Here is a 15544-nt window from a genome sequence, read left to right on the forward strand (position 1 = left end):
GCAGCGGCTACTCATTCAAGCTTCGCCTGCAATAGCCACATTCGAAATGCCGGCACCTTTTAGCGCCTTTGCCTGTTTATTATAACGGACTAGCCTCCACATAAGATATTTTTTAGGACAGCCCCACCACTTCAGTGCAATTATGCCTCAATGTTGGCAGAATTATTGCTTAATAAGTGGCAACAGGTCCTTTTTCCCCAATATTTAATAGCTTTGCCGATACAAACACATGAACATGCGATACATAGCCTTTTTAGCCATTATTCTGATAGCCGGAGCCACCTTTGCCCAATCTAAACTGAAGAAGACACAGATTAGCAAAGAAGTGAGTGTAATGCTGCCACAGGATTTTATGCCGATGCCCGATGATGGCATTGCCCGTAAATATCCTGCTGCCACCAAGCCGCTTGCTGTGTATACCAGCCCTAATGGCCAGATTGACTTTAGTGTAACGCAGAAACGCTCGCAGTTTAAGGAGGAAGACCTGAACATGTTGCGTGAGTTCTATAAAGCAAACCTGTTGGAGACCTTTACCCAAGTGGATTTTATTCGACAGGAGGTAACACAGGTGAAAGGAAAGGATTATCTGGTATTTGAGTTTGTCAGCAAGCTTGCCGACGAGCGTGGCTCTTCTACCTTGGCACCAGTACAGAAGTATAGCATCGTGCAGTACACCATAAAAGGCAATCAGCTGTATATTTTTACAATGCATGTACCTTTCTCGCTGAAGAACGATTGGCAGGGAAGAGCGAGAGAGGTAATGAATTCTATCAATATAAAATAACCGAACCACTACTACCTATCTATCTACTACGTAAAAAGCCCCTCCATTTTGGAGGGGCTTTTTTTATGGTTTGTTCGTTGAAAAGCTTTACTCCGCCTTCCGGGACCTGAGGCTTAGTAAATAGCTCATAGTCAGGCTTAAGCTTTGGCTTTTGGAGATACGGTTATATAAATCTCTGCTGAATATATCGTTCAGGCTGTGCGTAAACCTTCCTTCCAACTGAAATGTGCCTATAGCTGTCCTTTGTTCAAAGCCTATCCCCAGGCACAACCCATAGATAAACTCATTGTCTATGTCTCTGTACCTATACATCTTTACTTCATCCCCCTCCAGTTCGCCATTAGGGTCCGCCACATCGGAACTTACTTCATCTTTTATAAGAAAGGAAGCCGTAGGACCAAGGTTTACTATAAACCTGGAGTTTCGTGCGCCAAAAGATAGGTGCGTCATAAAAGGCAGTTCTACAAAGGTTAAGCGGCGCGTATAGGAGGTGTCTGGGGCAACCACTTCTGTCCAGCCTCTTTGCACAAGGTTTGCTTCAACCTGTACCCCAAGCTTTGACTGTGAGAGGTGCTTGAGTACCAAGCCTCCTGTATAGCCTAACAGCATTTCCTGGTCTATGGAAGGATCAAAGCCGAACCCTGAGTAAGTTACCCCTCCTTTAAGCCCTAAGAATGTTTCTGGTACAAACTTATCTTGAGCTTTTGCATTGAAAGCCACAAAGGCTAATAAAAGGAAGAACAAGGTCTTTTTCATAGCTAAGGTTATTACAGGTGACACACTCCAACTAAGGGAACAGCTTTGCTTTACTATACAACCACTTGTTACTCAATATAAAGAATTTCTTCCGTATTAACTTATATTGATAGGCTTAACTTAAAGGCCTATCTCCGCTTCTACTAAGCAGGTATCAGTCTAACCAATTCCACTGAACTTGCATTTTAGGCGCTGCATGACCATCTTTACTCTATGGCAACAGATTTTTTATCCATCCACAGCGATGAGTATTTTATGGAACAGGCATACCGCCAGGCGCAGTATGCTTATGAGGAGGGCGAGATTCCGATAGGGGCTGTGGTAGTGGCAAACAAGCGAATAATTGCCAAAGCCTATAACCAGACTGAGAAGCTGAATGATGTAACTGCTCACGCCGAAATGCTGGCTTTGACTGCTGCTGCTGAGTACTTAGGCAATAAGTACCTGCACGACTGTACCCTTTATGTTACGGTAGAACCATGTGTAATGTGTGCAGGAGCCAGCTATTGGGCACAACTAAAACGTGTAGTTTTCGGAACATCTGAGCCTAAGCGCGGTTATAGACGCGTAGGCAATCTGCTGCATCCAAAAACAGAAATGGTAAGCGGCATTATGGCGCAGGAATGTGCTGACCTGATGGCCTCGTTCTTTGCGACTAAAAGAAATTAACTAACTTTGATACCGCCACGTAAGCTTTAACCAAAGTGTAAAAACGTAATTTTTCAACATAAAACTTGTATAAAACTATGGCTTTCGAACTTCCGAAACTACCTTACGCCTACGACGCACTGGAGCCGCACATCGATGCGCGCACTATGGAAATCCATCATACAAAACACCACCAGGCATATACTACTAACCTGAACAATGCTATTCAGGGCACTGATCTGGAAGGTAAGTCTATCGAAGAAATCTTGACAAGCATTGATGGCAAGAATGGTGCTGTGCGTAACAACGGCGGTGGCTTTTATAACCACAACCTTTTCTGGACTATCCTTTCTCCAAACGGTGGTGGCCAGCCATCTGGCGAGTTAGCTGATGCTATCAACTCTGCCTTCGGTTCTTTTGACCAGTTTAAGGAGAAGTTCAATGCTGCTGCAGCTACCCGTTTCGGTTCTGGCTGGGCTTGGCTATGCGTAAATGGTGGCAAGCTGGAAGTATGCTCTACTCCTAACCAAGATAACCCACTAATGTCGTTCGCTGACGGCTGCGGTGGCCAGCCAATTCTTGGCCTGGACGTGTGGGAGCACGCGTACTACCTGAACTACCAGAACCGTCGCCCAGACTATATCAGCGCTTTCTGGAACGTGGTAAACTGGGAGGAAGTAACTCGCCGTTATAACGAAGCGAAGTAAGGTATACTATCCTTAGTATCAATAAAAAAGCCCTGCCTATTCCGGCAGGGCTTTTTGTTTTACCACGTACTTGTTATAAAGAATAACCCCTGTCGCAACACATAGCCACGGCAGGGGTTATTTGTTAATTTTAACTTATAGCTGTTAGTTTTGGGCTACCTGCTGCCTTGCGTTATAAGCTGCCACACCAGCATCCAGGAACTCCACAAACTTCTCTACACTGCGCTCATAGGCGATAGGCTTAACCAGTACATTCTCGTTTTCATCCATCAGCACATAGTATGGCTGGGCATTCACATTAAATTTGGATATCTGATAGTCTGCATACTTTTTACCGATGGTCTTCTTCTCTTTGCCATCGTAACTGCTCGTGTACCACTCGCTTTCTGGCAACTCCGTGCGGTCATCTACATAGAGGGCGGCAATTACATAGTCTTCGCGCAGGCGCTTCAGCACCTCAGGGTCTGACCATATGCTTTGCTCCATCTCGCGGCAGTTTACACAACCATGGCCGGTAAAGTCGATAAAGATTGGTTTACCCTGCTCAGCGGCACATTTCTTAGCCTGCTCCAAGTCAAAGTAACCTTGCAGCCCGTGCGGCAAATGCAGAAAGTCGGCATACTTTGGAGGCTCACAGTTATCAGTTGTGTTGGCAGCTACCACTGCGGTACCTCCTCCACCCTGTCGGGCAATAGTATTCAGGTCGAAGTCCTGCGTAGATTGCGGTGGCAGGTAACCAGCCAATGCCTTAAGCGGAGCACCGAACAAACCTGGTATCAGGTATACTACAAACCCGAAGGTAACAATAGCAAAAAAGAGGCGCGGCACACTGATATACTTCAGGTCAGAATCATGAGAGAACTTGAGCTTGCCCAACAGGTAGAAGCCCATCAACGTGAAGATCACGATCCAAAGCGCCAGGTATACCTCACGATCCAAGATGCCCCAATGATATACCTGATCGGCTACGCTCAGAAATTTAAGCGCCAGTGCCAACTCAATAAAGCCCAGCACTACCTTTACCGAGTTAAGCCAGCCACCTGATTTCGGCAGTCCGCTCAGCCACGACGGGAAAACGGCAAACAGTGTAAAAGGCAAGGCAAAGGCCAGTGAGAAACCAAACATCCCTACAATCGGGCGGATAGTTTCGCCTCCGGCGGAGGCTACCAGTATACTTCCCACGATAGGGCCGGTGCAGGAGAAAGAAACCAGCGCCAGCGTAAAGGCCATAAAGAACACGCCAATCCAGCCGCCTTTATCTGCCTGAGAGTCCACCTTGGTAAGCCATGAGCTTGGCAGGGTAATCTCAAACATTCCAAAAAAGGACATGGCGAAGACCAGAAAGATCAGGAAGAAAAGAATGTTAGGCAGCCAGTGTGTGCTTATAAAGTTAGCTCCATCGGCACCGAAGAGCCTGGCTACAATAGTACCGATAAGGGTATAAATTGCGATGATGGATAGACCATACACAAGAGCCTTCAGGATACCCTGAGCCCGGCTGCCTCCACTACTGGTGAAGAAGCTTACTGTCATGGGTACCATCGGGAATACGCAAGGTGTTAGCAGCGCTACCAGCCCTGAACCAAAAGCCACCAGCATAAACGCCCATAATCCTTCACCACCTCCCTGAACAGGCTCTTCATCGGGTATGGCAGAAATAACAGGAGCAGCAGCTGTATCCGCAGTAGCTTTTGCTACCTCAGTTGTTTGACCTGTATCTGCTGCAGAAAGCGCTGCGTCAGAAGGCACTACTTCGGTGGCACCAGGCAGGGCGGCAGTCTGTCCATTTTCTTTTTGCGGCTCATTTTTTACTTCCTGTTGAGTCTCAGAGGCCGGAGCAGGCTTAGCTGCAGGTGCAGCACTTCCGGTTACATTTACCTGCTTGTTTGTGAAGGTGAACTCATCGTCGAAAGGAATACAGCGGCCGTCCACATCAGTACAAACTTGATACTCATAACTTCCTTTTACCTGCAAATTCGGCTGCAGCACCCGAATCTTCTGGCGGAATTGGGCTGTGCCAATAAAGTAAGTATATTCTCCTTCCCACAGGTCATCATACTTCTTCTTAGGGTTGACAGGCTTTATCTTGCCTACCAGCTCGTACGATGGGTGTTTCTGAAACGTGAAGGTGGTAACCATTGGCCCCAGGTCCGGATCGAAGTCAGAAGAGTATAAGTACCAGTCTTTATCAATTTTGACATTGAAGATCAGTTCTACCTCTTCGCCAACGGCCACTTGCTTTTTGGAGACATCGTAGCTCCAGGTGGCAGGCTTCAGTACCTGTGCCTGCGCCACTAGGGCCACCATAAACAGCAGCAACGTAGCCAGAAGCTGCTTAAGGGGAATATTTTTAATCATTGCGTAGTGCATTTTATTATGCCAGGAGGAGCTTATTAACTGGCTCCGATTAGGATCATTTTCAATTTTAACGTTACAAAAGTAGGCATTTTTAGCATGAGGCGGCACCTGCTCTTTCTGTAGTTTGCTAAACAACAACTCTGCCTATCCTAATGTTAGCTCTGCCACTCTATAATACAGTCGTCGAGACTAAATACTATTCAAGCATAAGCACATAACAATTTAAAGCGCCATTTTGTGCTCCAAAAAAGTTTATCTCTTTAAACTTTAGGTGTGTCCTCTCCACTAAGGCAGAAAAATGAGTGCCTGCAGCCCCTAAGATAGCCCTATAGCCGGTGTTGCCCGTAAAATATAGCGGACACAACATATACACATGTAAAAGGAGCACGTATTTTACTATTTTTACAGCTTGCCGACACACAACGGCAAAAGACACGCACTATGATTTTTGATATTCTCTTAACGATATTCCTTGTATTGCTTAATGGCTTCTTTGTGGCTGCAGAGTTTGCCATTGTAAAGGTGAGGGCATCGCAAATCGAGTTACGGGCACAGGCCGGAAATGCCATGGCAAAACTGGCGCAGCACATGCTCACCCACCTCGACGCCTACCTTTCAGCCACACAGCTGGGAATTACCTTAGCCTCATTGGGTCTCGGTTGGATTGGGGAGAGCGTGGTAGCGCAGATCGTGATCAACATTATGGAAGCGTTTGGTTTTGAGGGAAGTGAGGCGCTGGCACATACTATTGCTTTGCCTATTTCCTTTGCTATCATCACGGTGCTACACATTGTGTTTGGTGAGCTAGCCCCAAAATCGTTGGCTATACAGCGCTCTGAGTCTACTACCCTGGCTATAGCTTACCCGCTGCGTTTCTTTTACATTCTGTTTAGCCCGTTTATCTGGTTATTGAACGGCTTAGCCAACATGGTGCTGCGCGCCATGGGCATCCAGCCTATGCATGGAGCGGAGGTGCACACAGCAGAGGAGCTTCGCCTGCTTTTTGAGCAAAGTGTGGAAGGAGGCGCCATCCAGGATGCCCACCACGAGCTGATCGAGAATGTATTCCTTTTTAACGAGCGCATGGTAAAGCAGATCCTGGTGCCGCGTACTAAAATGGTGGCTATTGATGTCAATATTCCGGAGCAAGAGCTTATGGAGGTGATCTTTAACGAAGGATACTCCCGTCTGCCCGTTTATAGTGGCAACATGGACAATATCGTGGGTATACTTTACGTGAAGGATATCCTGAGCATTATGCGCCTGGGCCAGCCGATTGTGATCGAAGACCTTATGCGCCCTGCGTATTTTGTGCCAGAAACCAAGAAGATTAACCTGCTGCTGAAACAGTTTCAGCGCCGCCACTTGCACATGGCTATTGCTACCGATGAGTTTGGCGGTGTTTCGGGCATCGTAACCATAGAGGATATTATTGAGGAATTAGTGGGCGAGATTCAGGATGAGTACGATGAAGAAGCTCCACTGGTAGAGCGCATCAGCGACTTTGAGTATAAAGTAAATGGTGCCTCTGCCGTGTCTGACGCCAACGACTTCCTGCCTTACCCACTGCCAGAGGGCGAAGATTATGAAACAGTTGGCGGGCTCCTGAATGTAATTTATGGCCAGATTCCGGAGAACCTGAACGAAACCACCACCTTAAACCAGTATGATGTGCGCATTCTGGAGAAGTCTGACCGCCGTGTGGACTGGGTGCTGCTAACAGTACGAGAAGAAGGCCGGGAGGCAACTAGCTAAGGTATGAAGCGACACGAAAGCCTTATACCGATCTCCAGACAACACCACGGTGGCCTACTAACGGCCAGGCTGTTACAACATGGCGCGCCTCCTTATAAAGACATGCCTACTACTCCTGCTACTAAGCGCGACTATGTGCTGGATTTTCTAAAGGAGCACCTGCTCCCCCACTTCAAACTCGAAGAGCAGACTGTTTTTATACTTGCAGCGGATACCTCAGAAGAATTAAGGCAACAAGCAATTCATTTGCAGAGCGAACACCGGAAACTAGAGCAGTTCATACTTGCGCTGCCAAAGGCTACGGATGCAGAATTACCAGTTAAGCTAGATGAGGTGGGAAAAATGCTGGAGCAACACATACGGCAAGAGGAGCGTGTTTTCTTTGAGGCACTACAGCAGGAACTGCCTGAAGAGAAGTTGCAGGAACTGCAGCAGCAAGTGCTGGAGCAGTTAGGAGAGTAATCTACCCTTTGCCTCGCTTATACTTGGCAAAAGCACCAGCTTGTGCTTTTGCCTGCCCCTGCTTTCGCGGCTTGGGTTAAGCTATCCTTTAAAGCTGCTGTTAATCCTCCAGTCTTACGAGCGGTTCGTTTCACCTCTGCCTATGGTGCGATCAAGGCCGCGGGGCCTCGTCCTTGGGCATCGCGCTGGGAGCTTTTCTTTGCTTGCTGTCGCTTTGCAATCCTTGCAGGACCGAAAAGCTCGCATAGGCGCTCAACCCAATGACTGGGGAATATTTCGATAGCTGAGGCTGGCGGAGCTTGAAATTACTCCCGCTATCTTGGGGAAGGGTGGAGTATGATGAGTTTCCCTCCTTTGATTATCGAAAACGAGAGTTCAAAGGTAGCGAGTGCAGCTTTGAAAAGTAGGAGCCAATTAGCAAGGGGGACTAAGCTATCCTCCCCCCCTTGCTAAAAAGAGCAGTGAGGTTTAGCCTCTGCGGCTTTACTCTTTTCCGCTAAACCAGCCACTGTACATCACATAATTATTGGATGTTCTGGTTAAGCCTTCTACCTGCTCTGCACTTAGCTGTTTTACCTTTTTAGCAGGTATGCCTGCGTAAATCCAGCCCGATTCGCAGATAGTATTCTCCAGCACAATGGCTCCAGCTGCTATTATACAGTTTGGGTGCACAACAGCATTATCCATTACGATGGCTCCCATGCCTATCAATACATTATCGTGTACAGTACAGCCATGTACTATGGCATTATGACCAATAGAAACGTTACTACCAATAGCAGTACCCGCTCGCTCATAAGTACAGTGAATCACAGCACCATCTTGTATGTTGGTTCTGTCGCCTATTCGGATGCTGTTGACGTCACCGCGGACAACAGCATTGAACCATATTGAACACTCATTGCCCATTACCACATCACCAACGATGGTAGCATTTTCGGCAATCCAGCACCCATCACCCATTTGTGGCTTTACGCCCTTAACCGGAAGTATAACTGGCATATGTTAAGTTAAAAAGTTTAAGAATGAGAAAGTAAAAAGTGATCTTTTGACACAAAATCAAATATCACATGAGCCTTTTCCAGGTGCCCTTCAGGTAATTATACTTTAAAGTGCTGGGCAAGGCTTTCCAGAAGTACTTGCTTAGCTCCACGGCAAAGCTCGGCTGCATATAGCAGTTAATGGTACAGCCTTCACAGGCAGGTAGCCTTCCCTCCTGCCGCTTCAACTCCTCTATTTCCTGGCTACGGTACAAGTCATACAACCGCCCTTCTATTGGGTAGCTCTTTGCGCCGAGGTGGTAACAAGGCAGCACCAACTCGTTCTCCGGTGAAATAACCAACGTAGTGCTGGCGGCCTTACATACCGGCTTTTGAGTTTTATTGCCTCCATCCAAGCGCAACTGTACAAAGCCCTCGTTTAGGTATACTTGCTTGCGCTTTCCGAACTCGCTCAGGTAGCGAAGCTCCTCCTCTGTCAGTTGCTTGCCTGTTTCTACATTGTTGTACTCAAAGGCCGGGTTCAGTATCAGTACCAGCTTGTTTGGCAGGATAACTTTCTCGTACACTTCCTCTAGTTGGTCCAGGTTATGCCTGAACACTGTAAATAGTATATCAGGCCGCTCACCCAAGCTCCGTGCTATCTTGATTGAGTCCATTACAAAGTCATAACAGGCTACGCCCCGGCCTCTGTCATGCTCCTCTTTATGGGCGGAGTCGAGAGAGAAGTGCAGCATGTCTACTTTACCTTTCAGCCTTTCGGCTAGCTTGGGGTAAAGCATGGCATTGGTGGTAAGCGTTGTTATAAAGCCCATATCATGAGCCATACCCAACATCTGGTCTATTTGCCGGTGCAGCAGCGGCTCGCCTCCTGTAAAGTCTACCACCTCCACCCCCAGTCGCTTCAGGTCGTGTAGGTTTCGGGCCACATCTTCCATCGTAATGTATGGCGATGGTCGCTCCCAAATATCACAGAACGAACACTTTGCGTTACATCGGTATGTAACGTAGTAATTGCAAAGTACTGGTTTTGACCTTAGGCGCATGGGGTTCTTCGGTTTAGTTGTACAAAAGTAGGAATATTGCGGCAAGTATATACCCCTTACCATTGCCGTAATTTGGCTAACGGTTTCCATAGCGGTGGGTAAGCATTTTGTCAGCACTTCGTGGGCATTTGTCTAGAAAATACCGCGGATTACATAATAATGATAAGTGTTGGTATAAATTAACTTAAGGGTATGTTTATTGTTAGTAACTTTGAAGCATAAAGCCAATGGGAATATTTGTTTAAGGTGAGATGTAAATAAAGTTCCGAAACTATTTCTTGATAGTAAAGATATTGGCAAAAGCCGCTCTCTTCGGGGAGTGGCTTTTTTTATGCACTAACGTATACTAATCGTTCGTTAGAACATTCGTCAGCACTCCAACCCTAACACTTTATTTTGCGATGAAAAAACTGATTTTAACTCTTATGACCGTGCTGGCTATAAACGTAGCTGTCCAGTCACAAACTTTTCAGGCCGGGGTAAAAGCCGGCGTCAGCTCTTCTAATGTAAGATTGAGTGACATACAGAACGACCCAATGCAGTACGCTAAGGCCGATAATATAACGGGTTACCATGTAGGTGCTTTTACACGGCTTCAGATACTGGGGCTACTGCTGCAGCCAGAGGCTATACTTTCCACCTCCGGAGGAAAGGTAGAGGTAACAGACAATTCCAGCAGCACTAGTGTACATGTTGAAAAATTCCGTTTTAACCGGCTCGACGTACCACTACTGGTAGGTTTAAACTTTCTAAAAGTAGCCAGGGTACAGGCCGGACCAGTTGCCTCCACTCTTCTCACAGCTAAGCAGGAAGGGCGTAGCATAAAGGATTATTATGATAGCTCCGATTGGGGTTACCAGGCTGGCTTAGGCGTAGATATTGGCACCCTGACACTGGATGTACGCTATGAGCGCATTAACCGCGATTTTACCAACACCTCGCAGCAGACCAGCGGCAAGGTAAAAAACGAACAGTTTCTGGTAAGCCTTGGTCTGAAACTGATTAAATAGTTTAATACTAAAAGAGAAGCCTCAGCAACACAAGTTGCTAAGGCTTCTCTTTTTTGACCAATCGGCTTTTATAGCATTATGGCATATACATTTGTGCTCCTGGCCCAATTGGCAGGTCCAGCAGAATCCAGATTATGAGCAGAAGTACCCACCCTACAAAGAAAGCCACAGTATAAGGCAGCATGGTAGAGATAACCGTACCTATACCCGCTTTCTTGTCATAGCGTTGGATAAAGGCCACGATCAAGGCAAAGTATGACATCATAGGCGAAATAATGTTTGTTACGCTGTCGCCAACGCGGTAAGCTACCTGCGTAAACTCCGGTGTATAGCCCAATAACATAAACATTGGGATAAAAACAGGTGCCATAATAGCCCACTTGGCCGAGGCTGAACCCATTACCAAGTTAATCAATGCAGCTACGACGATAAAAGTGATCATGAGCGGAATATCGCTCAGGCCAAGCGTCTTCAGTAAATCAGCACCATTGATAGCAAGTATAAGCCCAAGGTTAGTCCAGTTAAAGTACGCTACAAATTGCGCCGCAAAGAATACCAGCACAATGTAAGAGCCCAGCGTTTCCATTGATTTAGACATGCCGCGCATTACATCGCTGTCGTTTTTGATGGTTTTAGCTCCTATACCGTAAGCAATGCCTGCTATACCTGCCAGCAAGAAGATAAAGGCCACAATACCCGACATAAATGGCGAGTGTAGGATCTCATTTGTCTCCGGGTCGCGCAGGTATCCGTAGTCCGGTATAAGGCCGCCAAGTATAAAAGCTATCATCAGCAGTATAGCAATGGTAGCATATAACAAGCCCCGCTTTTCCTGCAAGTTCAGTCGATCTATACTTTGCGGCTTCTCGTCTCCCTCATACTCTCCAAGGCGCGGTATCACCACTTTTTCTGTCACCCAGGTACCAAGTGCCGCAATCAGGAAAGTAGAAACAAACATGAAGTAGTAATTGGCAGCCGGGTTTACTGCATAGTTAGGATCAATGATATTGGCTGCCTCAGTAGATAAACCAGCCAATAGTGGATCCACCGTACCCAGTAGTAAGTTTGCACTGTAGCCCCCAGACACACCAGCAAAGGCAGCCGCCAAACCAGCCAACGGATGACGACCCGCCGCCAGGAAGATTACCGCCGCCAGTGGCACAAGTAGTACATATCCAACCTCCGAGGCGGTGTTGGAAATAACTCCCGCAAACACAATAACAAAAGTTAGCAGGCGCTTCGGTGATGACAGCACCACCAGACGCAGCACCGCACCTATTAACCCTGTTCCCTCGGCTATACCTATACCCAGCAAAGACACCAGCACTGTACCCAAAGGGGCAAAGTCGGTAAAGTTGGTAACCATGCGGGTAAGGATCATGTGGAGCCCTTCGGTAGAGAGCAGGTTAAACGGTGTTACTGTTTGACCTGTACCGGGGTGCACCACTGCCAATTCAAACTGGCTGGCCACCCACGACAGGATAACTACCAGCAGAGCGAAGCCGGCAAAAAGTGTTGCAGGGTGAGGCAGGGCATTACCAATGCGCTCTACCACCGACAGAAACCTGTCTACACCGGACTTTTTCTTTTGTATTTGTGTCATAAAAGGTTGAGTTGATTAGCTGTACACAGCTCCAGCTGCGCTTCCCGGCCTGACAGGCATCTGCATCATGAGATGCTTGAGTTTAATCCTACCAAACCGTGTCCGAATTTGGCTAAAAATAGGCGTGTTCGCAAATCTTGGCTAAAAGCCCTAACTTAGCCCAAAGCCAAAGCAAGTATAAAGTATGATTCCAAGCCTGCGACCTGGCGATAAAATCGCCATTATTGCTACTGCCCGTAAAATTTCATTACCAGAAATAGAATTGGCTATCCAGACCTTTGAGGGTTGGGGGCTGCAGGTAGTAGTAGGGAAAACCATAGGCGCCAGCTACAACTACTTTGCCGGCGATGATGCCCTGCGCCTGCAGGAACTACAGCAGATGCTGGATGATGAAAGTATAAAAGCCATTATCTGCGCACGCGGTGGTTACGGTACTACACGCATCATAGACCAGGTAGATTTTACCAAATTCCAGCAGCAACCTAAGTGGCTCGTAGGTTTCAGCGATGTAACCGCGCTGCATAGCCACATTCATACCCTTGGCTTAGAAAGCTTACATGCCATTATGCCGCTCCTCTTCCCGAAAGAAGGAGCTAAAGATTCTATTGAGACATTGCGCCGTGCACTGTTTGGAGAGGAGCTACAGTATACAGCTGCTCCTCATGCTTTTAATCGCACAGGTTCTGCCACAGGACAACTTGTGGGTGGCAACTTGTCGATGCTGCACACGCTTACCGGCACCCGCTCCGACATCAGCACCGAAGGCAAGATTTTATTCCTGGAAGACCTGTGTGAGTACCTTTACCATCTGGACCGTATGATGGTGCACCTCGACCGTAGCGGCAAGCTGGCTAAACTCTCTGGGTTAATTATCGGCGATATGAGCGATATGAATGATACACCTGTGTCATTCAACAAGTCAGCTTACGAGATCATACTAGAGCACACGGGCAAGTATAACTATCCTGTTTGCTATGGTTTTCCGGTGGGCCATGAGCCGCTGAACCTCGCAATGATATGTGGCCGCCAGGCAAAACTGGAGGTCAATGAGGCTGGAACTACGCTGGTATACTGCTAAAAACTGGCACTTACGTAAGTATGAGAACAGGAAAGCTAAGCAGTTATGATAAGAGTAAAGTAAAGCAGGAGATAAAACAGGTTGTTGTCGGTTACTTAACGGTAAGTATGATAGCACTAATAGCCACTTCTGCCTTACTCGTTTTCCTGCAAAAAAAGAAGCGGTTTCTGAAAGAAACGAAATTGTTACTTTCACCATACTTGCTATAGTTACCGCTGCATTAATTGTATCCTTTTACTTCTCAATTAAAGATTATTTGTATGATCTGAGAAGCGATTCTAAAGCAATCTATTCAGGACAAATTACAACTAAAGTCAAAAGCACAAACTGGGGGTGGCACTTAAATCCAGCAGCAGCCTCTGCTTCGCAGCCGAAGCTTGACGAATATCTGATAACTATAAATGAGCGTCAAGTAGTCATTAGAGAGGATGATAATAAATATGAGATTGGCGACGAAGTTTGTCTACACTTTTCACCCAAAAGCAACCTTCTCTTATCAATAGCAAAGGAGTAACTCCTGCTTTAGCTATACAACACAAAAAGTAATTTACATTCACATTCTGGAAGTACCCTTCTATGCATACTTTGGATGAAATAGTTGCGTAGGGTGAGGAGGTGAATACAAAAGCAATACGAGCAGGCATATGTACTAGTTCTGATCCATAGCACCGCTATTACTCGTTTCTATGCTGCCTTGTCTATACCTTTCTCACGCACATCCTGGTAATAGTTGCAGATGCCGTTTAGCACACATTTCTCGCATTTAGGGCTGTAGAAAGTACAGATGCGCTGGCCGTGGCGCAGCATGTGTATGTGAAAATTATATAGCTCCACAGGCTCTGATGGCAGCATTTTAAGGAGCAGGTCATGTGCTTTGTTAGCTGTTACTTTGGCTCCAATCAGCCCCACCCGCTGGCTTATCCGGAACACATGCGTGTCTACGGGCATAACAGGTTTCTTAAAATTAAAGAGCAGCAGCAGGGTAGCTGTTTTCAAGCCTACACCGGGCAGCTTCGTCAGCCAGTTCATTGCCTCTTCTACAGGCATATCAGCCAGAAAATCAATGTTAATCTTGCCCCGCTCCTCCTTTATCATGCGCAATGTTTGCTGTATCTGAGGCGCCTTCTGCTCTGGATACCGAGTAGTTTTTATGGCGTCTGCCAACTCCTCAAGCGGCGCATTCATCACCCCTTCCCAATCCCCGAAACGCTCCAGCATAGTATAAAATGCTGTCTCCTCATCCTTATGGGTGGTCCTATGAGAGAGCATAGTAGATATGAGCTCGTGCATAGGCGTTCTTCGGCTCTCTAACTTAAGGCGTTTATATTCCTGGTTCAGCAGTTCATGTGCTAGCAAGGTTTTCTCATCTGCGGGAAGTTCGTGGGCATCCATAAGTTAAAGTTCGTTTTCAGCAACCTTCTTTACGAATCCAGCTAAGCTTCCGTTAAGGCTGCTGTCTTACTACCTTTGTACCTTAACTACTCTTGATTAACACATCATACAGCTAAAGACATAGCAGTATGGCTTTTCTCACAACTATTTTTTCTGCTTAACGCTATACTTGTTGGCAATTAGCTCCACATTACCACTGCTACACAAATTTATGGATATCAAGTTTTTAGGAACAGGAGGCGCCTTCGACACCGACTACCTTAATTCTGCTGCCTTACTAGAGTTCAGAGGTATGAACTTACTTATTGATTGCGGCTTTACAGTTTTTCCGGCACTTGTTCGGAAAAACCTGATACAAAAAGTCAATCATATCATACTCACCCATCTGCACAATGACCACTGTGGCAGCCTGGCAAACTTACTGCTGTACAAGAGCATAGTAGAGAAGTCACCTAAACCTGTTATTATTTATCCTTCGGAGCAGTTTAAGCAGCAGCTGTGCGTTTTTTTGGAGATACAGGTAAAAGATCCTGATAAGTATGCAGACTTTGTACCCCTGGAGCAGTTTGATGGTATTACCTGTGTAGATACGTACGGTAAGCATTCGGAGGGAATGCAGACTTATTCTTATATTTTTGAGGATGAGGAAAAGCGTATTGCCTACTCCGGCGACCTTTCCCGGCCAGAAGTGCTTTTTGATAGGCTACATAAAATGCCTGATATAAAAACCTGTGTGTTCCATGATATAACGTTCACCCCAGACAATGTGGGCCACACTTACTATAAGAAGCTGCTTCCTTACATGAATGGTGTAGAGATGTATGGCTACCACTGCGACCCTACCAAGAACCCCTCTGATAACCCTATCCGCCTGGTGTTTTACCAACAGGAGCTAATGGCTTAACAGTTAATACCCCAGAAGTACAAGCAATTGTAAGTTTCCTCCG

The 15544-nt window shown here is 46.6% G+C and carries 14 protein-coding genes; 8 read left to right on the forward strand and 6 right to left on the reverse strand.

Annotated elements, in window-relative coordinates:
* The first annotated feature begins 229 nt into the window (after positions 1 to 229).
* Positions 230 to 784 carry a hypothetical protein gene (locus PKOR_RS03710; RefSeq protein WP_046309188.1) on the forward strand — a complete coding sequence of 185 codons (555 nt, stop codon included), beginning with the start codon at positions 230 to 232 and terminating at the stop codon, positions 782 to 784.
* Between the two features lie 87 nt (positions 785 to 871).
* Here the strand turns inward: PKOR_RS03710 and PKOR_RS03715 are convergent, their stop codons facing one another.
* A complete protein-coding gene (locus tag PKOR_RS03715; protein ID WP_046309190.1) occupies positions 872 to 1540 on the reverse strand; it encodes a porin family protein in 669 nt (222 codons plus the stop codon).
* 213 nt (positions 1541 to 1753) lie between these two features.
* Here PKOR_RS03715 and PKOR_RS03720 point away from each other — a divergent pair, with 213 nt between their 5' ends.
* Both PKOR_RS03720 and PKOR_RS03725 read left to right on the forward strand, forming a co-directional pair.
* The gene (locus PKOR_RS03720; RefSeq protein WP_235337219.1) at positions 1754 to 2209 is read left to right on the forward strand and encodes a nucleoside deaminase; all 456 of its coding nucleotides are present in this window, start codon (positions 1754 to 1756) and stop codon (positions 2207 to 2209) included.
* Between the two features lie 77 nt (positions 2210 to 2286).
* Positions 2287 to 2895 (forward strand): superoxide dismutase, encoded by a 609-nt coding sequence (locus tag PKOR_RS03725; RefSeq protein WP_046309192.1) that lies wholly within the window; start codon positions 2287 to 2289, stop codon positions 2893 to 2895.
* A 144-nt stretch (positions 2896 to 3039) separates the two neighbouring features.
* Here the strand turns inward: PKOR_RS03725 and PKOR_RS03730 are convergent, their stop codons facing one another.
* Positions 3040 to 5253 (reverse strand): protein-disulfide reductase DsbD family protein, encoded by a 2214-nt coding sequence (locus PKOR_RS03730; RefSeq protein ID WP_046314052.1) that lies wholly within the window; start codon positions 5251 to 5253, stop codon positions 3040 to 3042.
* Positions 5254 to 5694: 441 nt separating this feature from the next.
* Between PKOR_RS03730 and PKOR_RS03735 the strand changes: the two genes are divergently transcribed.
* Both PKOR_RS03735 and PKOR_RS03740 read left to right on the forward strand, forming a co-directional pair.
* The gene (locus PKOR_RS03735; protein WP_046309193.1) at positions 5695 to 7008 is read left to right on the forward strand and encodes a hemolysin family protein; all 1314 of its coding nucleotides are present in this window, start codon (positions 5695 to 5697) and stop codon (positions 7006 to 7008) included.
* A 3-nt stretch (positions 7009 to 7011) separates the two neighbouring features.
* Positions 7012 to 7470 carry a hemerythrin domain-containing protein gene (locus tag PKOR_RS03740; protein WP_084694719.1) on the forward strand — a complete coding sequence of 153 codons (459 nt, stop codon included), beginning with the start codon at positions 7012 to 7014 and terminating at the stop codon, positions 7468 to 7470.
* A gap of 483 nt (positions 7471 to 7953) precedes the next feature.
* On the opposite strand, the gene PKOR_RS03745 is transcribed toward PKOR_RS03740, so the two are convergent.
* Positions 7954 to 8472, reverse strand: a complete 519-nt coding sequence (locus tag PKOR_RS03745) for a gamma carbonic anhydrase family protein (RefSeq protein ID WP_046309195.1) — start codon at positions 8470 to 8472, stop codon at positions 7954 to 7956.
* A gap of 64 nt (positions 8473 to 8536) precedes the next feature.
* Entirely contained in the window at positions 8537 to 9514 is a 978-nt protein-coding gene (locus PKOR_RS03750; RefSeq protein ID WP_046309197.1) for a radical SAM protein, read from the reverse strand.
* Positions 9515 to 9915: 401 nt separating this feature from the next.
* Here PKOR_RS03750 and PKOR_RS03755 point away from each other — a divergent pair, with 401 nt between their 5' ends.
* On the forward strand, positions 9916 to 10524 hold the full coding sequence (locus PKOR_RS03755; RefSeq protein WP_046309198.1) for a porin family protein: 609 nt from the start codon (positions 9916 to 9918) through the stop codon (positions 10522 to 10524).
* A 76-nt stretch (positions 10525 to 10600) separates the two neighbouring features.
* Here the strand turns inward: PKOR_RS03755 and PKOR_RS03760 are convergent, their stop codons facing one another.
* Positions 10601 to 12127, reverse strand: coding sequence for an AbgT family transporter (locus PKOR_RS03760; protein WP_046309199.1), 1527 nt, complete (start codon positions 12125 to 12127; stop codon positions 10601 to 10603).
* Between the two features lie 184 nt (positions 12128 to 12311).
* Here PKOR_RS03760 and PKOR_RS03765 point away from each other — a divergent pair, with 184 nt between their 5' ends.
* Complete coding sequence (locus PKOR_RS03765) at positions 12312 to 13205, forward strand: S66 peptidase family protein (protein ID WP_046309201.1); 894 nt, start codon at positions 12312 to 12314, stop codon at positions 13203 to 13205.
* Positions 13206 to 13889: 684 nt separating this feature from the next.
* Here PKOR_RS03765 and PKOR_RS03780 read toward each other — a convergent pair.
* Positions 13890 to 14597 (reverse strand): endonuclease III domain-containing protein, encoded by a 708-nt coding sequence (locus tag PKOR_RS03780; RefSeq protein ID WP_046309205.1) that lies wholly within the window; start codon positions 14595 to 14597, stop codon positions 13890 to 13892.
* A 211-nt stretch (positions 14598 to 14808) separates the two neighbouring features.
* On the opposite strand from PKOR_RS03780, the gene PKOR_RS03785 reads away from it, so the two are divergent.
* Positions 14809 to 15501: an MBL fold metallo-hydrolase gene (locus tag PKOR_RS03785; protein WP_046309206.1), complete on the forward strand. Its 693-nt coding sequence runs from the start codon at positions 14809 to 14811 to the stop codon at positions 15499 to 15501.
* Positions 15502 to 15544: the final 43 nt, after the last annotated feature.

It is taken from the genome of Pontibacter korlensis (genome assembly GCF_000973725.1).
GTDB classification, from domain to species: domain Bacteria; phylum Bacteroidota; class Bacteroidia; order Cytophagales; family Hymenobacteraceae; genus Pontibacter; species Pontibacter korlensis.

Bases quoted from the DNA above. Each gene is read 5' to 3' on its own strand.
- PKOR_RS03725 (WP_046309192.1), top strand. From the start codon at position 2,287: ATGGCTTTCGAACTTCCGAAACTACCTTACGCCTACGACGCACTGGAG.
- PKOR_RS03765 (WP_046309201.1), top strand. From the start codon at position 12,312: ATGATTCCAAGCCTGCGACCTGGCGATAAAATCGCCATTATTGCTACT.
- PKOR_RS03760 (WP_046309199.1), bottom strand. From the start codon at position 12,127: ATGACACAAATACAAAAGAAAAAGTCCGGTGTAGACAGGTTTCTGTCG.
- PKOR_RS03740 (WP_084694719.1), top strand. From the start codon at position 7,012: ATGAAGCGACACGAAAGCCTTATACCGATCTCCAGACAACACCACGGT.
- PKOR_RS03755 (WP_046309198.1), top strand. From the start codon at position 9,916: ATGAAAAAACTGATTTTAACTCTTATGACCGTGCTGGCTATAAACGTA.
- PKOR_RS03780 (WP_046309205.1), bottom strand. From the start codon at position 14,597: ATGGATGCCCACGAACTTCCCGCAGATGAGAAAACCTTGCTAGCACAT.
- PKOR_RS03730 (WP_046314052.1), bottom strand. From the start codon at position 5,253: ATGATTAAAAATATTCCCCTTAAGCAGCTTCTGGCTACGTTGCTGCTG.
- PKOR_RS03720 (WP_235337219.1), top strand. From the start codon at position 1,754: ATGGCAACAGATTTTTTATCCATCCACAGCGATGAGTATTTTATGGAA.
- PKOR_RS03715 (WP_046309190.1), bottom strand. From the start codon at position 1,540: ATGAAAAAGACCTTGTTCTTCCTTTTATTAGCCTTTGTGGCTTTCAAT.
- PKOR_RS03745 (WP_046309195.1), bottom strand. From the start codon at position 8,472: ATGCCAGTTATACTTCCGGTTAAGGGCGTAAAGCCACAAATGGGTGAT.
- PKOR_RS03735 (WP_046309193.1), top strand. From the start codon at position 5,695: ATGATTTTTGATATTCTCTTAACGATATTCCTTGTATTGCTTAATGGC.
- PKOR_RS03750 (WP_046309197.1), bottom strand. From the start codon at position 9,514: ATGCGCCTAAGGTCAAAACCAGTACTTTGCAATTACTACGTTACATAC.
- PKOR_RS03785 (WP_046309206.1), top strand. From the start codon at position 14,809: ATGGATATCAAGTTTTTAGGAACAGGAGGCGCCTTCGACACCGACTAC.
- PKOR_RS03710 (WP_046309188.1), top strand. From the start codon at position 230: ATGAACATGCGATACATAGCCTTTTTAGCCATTATTCTGATAGCCGGA.